At 31.8% G+C, this 6522-nt stretch carries 6 protein-coding genes; 5 read left to right on the top strand and 1 reads right to left on the bottom strand.

Translation table 11 applies throughout. From position 1 onward, the window contains the following. The 5 genes from EU95_RS10150 to fmt all read left to right on the top strand — a co-directional run. A partial coding sequence (locus EU95_RS10150) for a DUF2996 domain-containing protein (protein WP_032522198.1) occupies window positions 1-740 on the top strand: 740 nt, incomplete at its 5' end. 79 nt (window positions 741-819) lie between these two features. Further along, on the top strand, window positions 820-1992 hold the full coding sequence (gene acsF, locus EU95_RS04260) for a magnesium-protoporphyrin IX monomethyl ester (oxidative) cyclase (protein ID WP_032522197.1): 1173 nt from the start codon (window positions 820-822) through the stop codon (window positions 1990-1992). A gap of 31 nt (window positions 1993-2023) precedes the next feature. Next, window positions 2024-3448 (top strand): TldD/PmbA family protein, encoded by a 1425-nt coding sequence (locus tag EU95_RS04265; protein ID WP_032522196.1) that lies wholly within the window; start codon window positions 2024-2026, stop codon window positions 3446-3448. A gap of 3 nt (window positions 3449-3451) precedes the next feature. Further along, entirely contained in the window at window positions 3452-4804 is a 1353-nt protein-coding gene (locus EU95_RS04270) for a TldD/PmbA family protein (RefSeq protein ID WP_032522195.1), read from the top strand. After that, window positions 4801-5787: a methionyl-tRNA formyltransferase gene (gene fmt, locus EU95_RS0108940; RefSeq protein ID WP_032522194.1), complete on the top strand. Its 987-nt coding sequence runs from the start codon at window positions 4801-4803 to the stop codon at window positions 5785-5787. Before EU95_RS04270 ends, fmt begins: the two co-directional genes overlap by 4 nt. Here the strand turns inward: fmt and EU95_RS0108935 are convergent. After that, window positions 5784-6494 carry a TerC family protein gene (locus EU95_RS0108935; protein ID WP_032522193.1) on the bottom strand — a complete coding sequence of 237 codons (711 nt, stop codon included), beginning with the start codon at window positions 6492-6494 and terminating at the stop codon, window positions 5784-5786. The two genes, fmt and EU95_RS0108935, sit on opposite strands and share 4 nt — an antisense overlap. Between the last annotated feature and the right edge of the window lie 28 nt (window positions 6495-6522).

Below are 6522 nucleotides of genomic sequence, written 5' to 3'. Positions count from 1 at the left end.
TTAAATCTCAAAATGAGTCTGCTCCTAATGTTGATTTAAAAAAAGAAAATGCTGCACCCTCTGAAAATAATCTTAAATCTCAAAATGAGTCTGCTCCTAATGTTGATTTAAAAAAAGAAAATGCTGCACTCTCTGAAAATAATCTTAAATCTCAAAATAAGTCTGCTCCTAATGTTGATTTAAAAAAAGAAAATGCTGCACCCGCTGAAAATAATCTTAAATCTCAAAATGAGTCAGCTCCTAATGTTGATTTAAAAAAAGAAAATGCCGCACTCTCTGAAAATAATCTTAAATCTCAAAATAAGTCTGCTCCTAATGTTGATTTAAAAAAAGAAAACAATATTCCCGTTAAAAATATTTCCAAACCAAAAAAAGAACTCCCTGTAGAGAAAAAACCTTTCCAAGAATTTATCAATGATCATTTGATTCCCTCTTTAATAGAAGAAATTAACCTAAGAGGATTAGAAATAAACGAAATAAATCTCGGAAACACCAATAGACCAATCGCAGGGGATAAATGTTGGGTAATAAATTGTGAAATTAAGGATACATGCAACTTTTGGCTTTCTTTTGAAAAGGAGGATATAAGTTCATTAAAAAGTATTTCTTTATCAAAGCCTAATCAAAAACCCAGTATTATTGAATCATTTCTTATTGACGAAAAAAGAATTACCCTAAAATTAATTATTTCAAGAGTGCTTCAAAGACTAAATGGACAAAAATTAATAGGAGTTAACTGAATGAAACAATAACACCAAGTTAACTTTTCCCTCGAAAAAGCAAATCATAGTAAATAATAGTATTAATAAACAAAAAGAGATGTCCAAATCAACTATTGAACCAAAAAATATTAAATCTGTTAACAGAGGAAAGGAGATTGCTAAAGATACAATCTTAACTCCAAATTTCTATACGACAGATTTTGAAGCGATGGAAAAGATGGACCTTACAATTAACGAAGAAGAATTGGAGGCTATTTGTGAAGAATTTAGGAAAGATTATAATAGGCATCACTTTGTAAGAAATAAAGAATTTGAAGGTGCCGCTGATAAATTAGATCCTAAAACGAGAGAACTTTTTGTAGATTTTCTGGAGGGAAGTTGTACATCAGAATTTTCAGGTTTTCTTTTATACAAGGAACTGAGTAAAAGAATAAAAGATAAAAATCCACTTCTCGCAGAATGTTTTGCTCATATGGCTAGGGACGAAGCTCGACATGCGGGATTCTTGAATAAGTCAATGAATGACTTTGGCTTACAGTTAGATTTAGGTTTTTTAACCGCAAATAAAGATTACACTTATTTCCCACCAAGAAGTATTTTTTACGCTACCTACATATCAGAAAAAATTGGTTATTGGAGGTATATAGCAATATTTAGACATCTCGAAAAAAATCCTGAAGGTAAAATTTTCCCACTTTTCAACTTCTTTGAAAATTGGTGTCAAGATGAAAATAGGCATGGTGATTTCTTTGACGCACTAATGAAAGCTCAACCACGTACAGTTAAGTCTTTAAGCAATAAAATCACAATAGGCGGAACTACCTTTACACATCCATTATTTGACTATTTCCATAGGTTTAGATATTTCTTGAACAATCATCCTTTAGTTTCAAAATTATGGTCTAGATTTTTCCTATTAGCTGTTTTTGCAACTATGTACATTAGAGATCAAGGCACAAAGAAAGATTTTTATAGTGCACTAGGTTTAGATGCCAGAGAATACGATCAGTTTGTAATTAACAAGACAAATGAAACCTCAGCAAGAGTATTCCCTGTAGTTCTAAACGTCTTCGATGAGTCTTTCTATAGAAGACTAGACAGTATTGTGGAAAATGGTAAGCGATTAGCAGAAATAGACAAAAACGATAATCAAAATCCAAATAAAGTATTATCAAAATTACCAATCTTTATTTCAAACGGTTACCAACTATTAAGACTATACTTATTAAAACCTCTAGACAGTAAAGACTATCAACCTTCCATTAGATAATCTTATTTAAAGAGTAAATTTATAGACTCAAATGCTTTCGTCACAAATCAAGTTAAATGAAATCGAATTTGGTAGTTGCAATAAAGATTTATTAGAAGAAGTCATATTTTATGGGATGGGACTTGGGGCTGATTTTGTTGAAATATTTATAGAAAATACTGATAACGCAAGTGTACTAGCTGAAGAAGATTTTATTACAAGTGTAAGTCCATCATTTGGAAAGGGTGCTGGAATTAGAATTTTCAAAGACAAAAGGGACGGATTTGTAAGTACAAATGATTTAACAAAACAAGGTTTGATGAGATCAGTATCTCAAGCTATTGAGATGTTGGATATTTCAGACAAAAATAATAGAGAATTATTTAACGGTTTAAATAAACATAAAGATTACAGTTTATCCAAGAAAAAATGGATTAATGAAGTCCCATCGATTCATGAGATAAGTGAAAAACTATTAGCCAGCACAAAGTCACTTAAAAAAAATAGTAAAATAATAACTAGAAAAGGAAGTTATTCAAGAAATCTGCAAGAAGTAATTATAGCCTCCAGCGATGGGACCTATGTCTCAGATATTAGGTTGCATCAAACAGTTGGACTCAACGTGATTGCTAGTGATGCCCAATATAGATCTAGTGGAAGTAGAAGATTTGGATCGTCAGGAATGCCTCATGAATTCAGATTATGGGATCACGAAAAAGCAGCAAATGATGTATTCGAAAGCTCAATGAACATGTTGTATGCAGACTATGTTGATGCGGGTCAAATGCCTGTTGTATTAGCTAATAAATTTGGTGGTGTTATATTCCACGAAGCCTGCGGTCATTTACTTGAAACTACTCAAATAGAGAGAGGAACAACACCATTTGAGAATAAATTGAATGAAAAAATTGCACATGAATCTGTAACAGCAATAGATGAAGGAATTTCAGAAGGATCCTTTGGTTCATTATCAGTAGATGATGAAGGAATGGAACCCGAAAAATCAGTTCTTATAAAAGATGGAATTTTAAAAAAATTCATATCCGACAGAGCAGGTGAATTAAGAACTGGCCATAAAAGAACAGGAAGTGGAAGAAGACAAAATTATTCTTTTGCTGCAGCTTCACGAATGAGAAATACTTATATAGCTAAGGGTGAGCACTCTAAAGAGGATTTAATCAATAGTATAAGTGATGGTCTTTACTGCAAATCAATGGGTGGTGGCAGTGTAGGCGCCACAGGACAATTTAATTTTGCAGTAGAAGAAGGATATCTTATTAAAAATGGCAAATTAACTAATCCAGTAAAGGGAGCAACTTTGATTGGTGAGGCTAAAGAAGTTATGCCAAAAATATCAATGTGCGGAAATGACCTCGAATTAGCTCCTGGATTCTGTGGATCCATCAGTGGAAGTGTCAACGTAACTGTTGGCCAACCCCACATAAAGGTTGATTCAATCACTGTTGGCGGAAGATAGGATATGAATTCAAAAGAAATAACAACTCAAATCTCTGAAGCTGCAGATTCTCTAAATCTCAAAAAATGGGATTATGGTGCAAGCTTTTCTAATGATTATTCTGTGCAAGTAGATAAAGGTGAGGCTAAACAACTTAAGGCATCACAAAAACAAATTTTAACTATAAGAGTTTGGAACGAATCTAATTTAGTTGGTATTACAACAACTAGTGATATCAGTGAATCTGGTATTAAAAAAGCTCTATATCAAGCAAATATTGCATCTGATTTTGGCAACAAGAATGAAAGAACAGAATTCTCACCACTAGCCAAGGACCCTATTGAAGTTAAGGACACAAAAGAAAGAAATCCTGTTGGAATAAAAAAATTACTTACTCTTTTAAGAGAAGCGGAAGTAAAACTATTAGAAAGCCATGAATCCATAAAATCTGTTCCGTATAATGGTCTATCTGAGAGTTTTTATGAGAGAGTCTATGCAAATAGTGATGGTGCCTTTAGGAGTTATACCAAAAGTCAAGCTGCACTTTATTTATATGCAAGAGCAGAAGAGAAAAATAAGAAACCTCGTAGCTCAGGTTCTGTAAAACTTGGATATGGAGTTGAAGATATAGATATAGAGTCGTGTATTAAAGAGGCTTTTAATAAAACAATTTCTCATTTAAATTATTCACCTATAAAAACTGATAAATATTTAATATGTTTTTCCCCAGAGTCTTTTTTAACGATCATTAATGCCTTTAGTTCAATGTTTAATGCTAGAAGCATTTTAGATGGAGTTAGTTTATCTAATAAAAATTCTATTGGAAAGAAACTATCTACAGAAGCACTTAACATTTATGATGATGGTCTTCACGAAAAGAATATTTCTTCATCACCATTTGATGGAGAGGGAACTCCTACCAAAAGGCTATGTTTAATTAATAAAGGGAGACTTGAAAATTTTATACATTCTGAATCAACTGCAAGAATATTTAAAACAATCCCCACAGGCCACGCTGGACTAGGATCAAAGGTCTCAGTATCTCCTGATTGGATAGTAGTTGAGAAATCAGAGGAAAACTCAGCTCTAAAAACATCATTAGATCACTCTACTTATGAGGGAGAATTTGTTTATATTGAAGAATTAAATGCAATCCATGCAGGTGTCAAAGCAAGTCAGGGTTCATTCTCTCTTCCATTTGATGGATGGCTCTATAAAAACGGTAAAAAAATCTCAATAGAATCTGCAACTGTAGCGGGGGATATCAAATATCTTTTGAAGAATATAGTAAATATTGAATCAAACCAGGAAGTAACAACAAGTGGTATTTCTCCACATATATGGGTAGATGAATTATCAATAACTGGTGACGCGTGAGAATTATATTCTGGGGAACACCTGAATATTCAATTGCTAGCCTTGATATTTTTATTAAATCTAAGCACGATGTAATTGCAGTAGTTAGCCAACCAGATAAGAAAAGATCTAGGGGGAATAAATTAATATCCTCACCTATTAAAAGCTTTGCTGAGCAGGAATCAATAAAGATTTATACACCAGAAAGAATCAGGGACAATATACATTTTATAAATGAACTTAAATCACTATCTTGTGATTTATTTATTGTGATAGCTTACGGGAAAATTTTACCCAAAGAGATATTGGAAATCCCAAAATTTGGTTGTTGGAACGCACATGCTTCATTACTTCCAAGATGGCGTGGTGCTGCCCCAATCCAATGGTCCCTTATAAAAGGGGATGAATTTACTGGTGTAGGAATTATGAAAATGGATGAGGGACTAGATACTGGAGACTTATTATTGGAAGAAAAAATTAAAATTGGTAATGACGATAATTTAAATACACTATCGGAAAAACTTAGTATTTTATCTGCAAAATTATTTTTAAATGCCACATCACTACTCGAAGAAAATATTTATAAAAATATAAATTCTCCATTGAAAAAACAAAATTCCGTTGGAAGAGAAATTACTTACGCAAGAATGATTGAAAAATCAGACTTTATAGTTGATTGGGGTAATGAGGCAACTGAAATTACACAAAAAATAAAAGGTTTATACCCGCGAGCAAATACAACTTTTAGAGGTAAGAACCTAAAAATACTCAAAATCAAAGTTTTGAGTAGTGATGAAATTAAAAATGAAAAATACCTTTTAATGATCAATTATTCAAGACCAGGTATTATTCTTGCTGTAATAGAAAATGAAGGAATAATAATTTCAACTAAAACTGATCCAATTATTTTGTTAGAAGCAAAACTTGAAGGCAAAAACATTACTAGCAAAAAGCAATTGATACAACAGTTAAAGCCATCAGTAGGTGAATATTTCTCAGATTAAGTTTTAGATTCTTTTTTGGAGAATCCCCAAATGAAAGCAAAAAGAATCAAAAAATAAAAATAATAGTCTGGAAGAATAGATTCTTTAATTAACGTATTTAGTAAAAGTTTAATCCCCACTATTAAAATTGCTATGTAACCGGCTGTTTCTAATCTAGAAAATATATCCAGAAGTTTTAGAAAAATCCCCGATGTAAATCTTAAGGCTAATACTCCAATCACTGCTCCAAATATAATTAATATGTATTGATCACTGATAGCTACTGCAGTAGTGATACTATCTATGGAAAAAGCAAAATCAGTAATTGAAAGAAGCGCTACAACCCTTAAGAACCTAAAATTATTTTTATCATTATCTGTCCCATTTTCAGTGTTTTCTATATCTGAATTTAAAAAAACATTTGAGAAGAATAAGTATATTAAATAAAAACCAGCAAAAACTCTAATAAGAATAAACTTTAGAAAAGCATTAGATAATATGATCAGAATAATTCTAAATAATAAAGATATTGTTATTCCAATATTTAAGGCTCTTGACCTTAATTCTGAACTGTCGAGGGATTTAGTAAGGGAAGCTAGTGCGACAGCATTATCTGCCGATAATAATAATTCTAGAGCAATTAATATTGGTAAAAGTGTAAAGATTTCGTACCAACTATCTACCTGATCTAGTGTGGGTATAAAAGAATTTATTGCAGCTGAATCCATCAAATATTATTCACAATTAGTATAAAAT

This window comes from Prochlorococcus marinus str. MIT 9201, assembly GCF_000759955.1.
Taxonomy (GTDB): Bacteria; Cyanobacteriota; Cyanobacteriia; order PCC-6307; family Cyanobiaceae; genus Prochlorococcus_A; species Prochlorococcus_A marinus_G.
The sequence above is the reverse complement of the archived record's forward strand: the minus strand, read 5'-3'. Positions and strand labels throughout refer to the sequence as shown.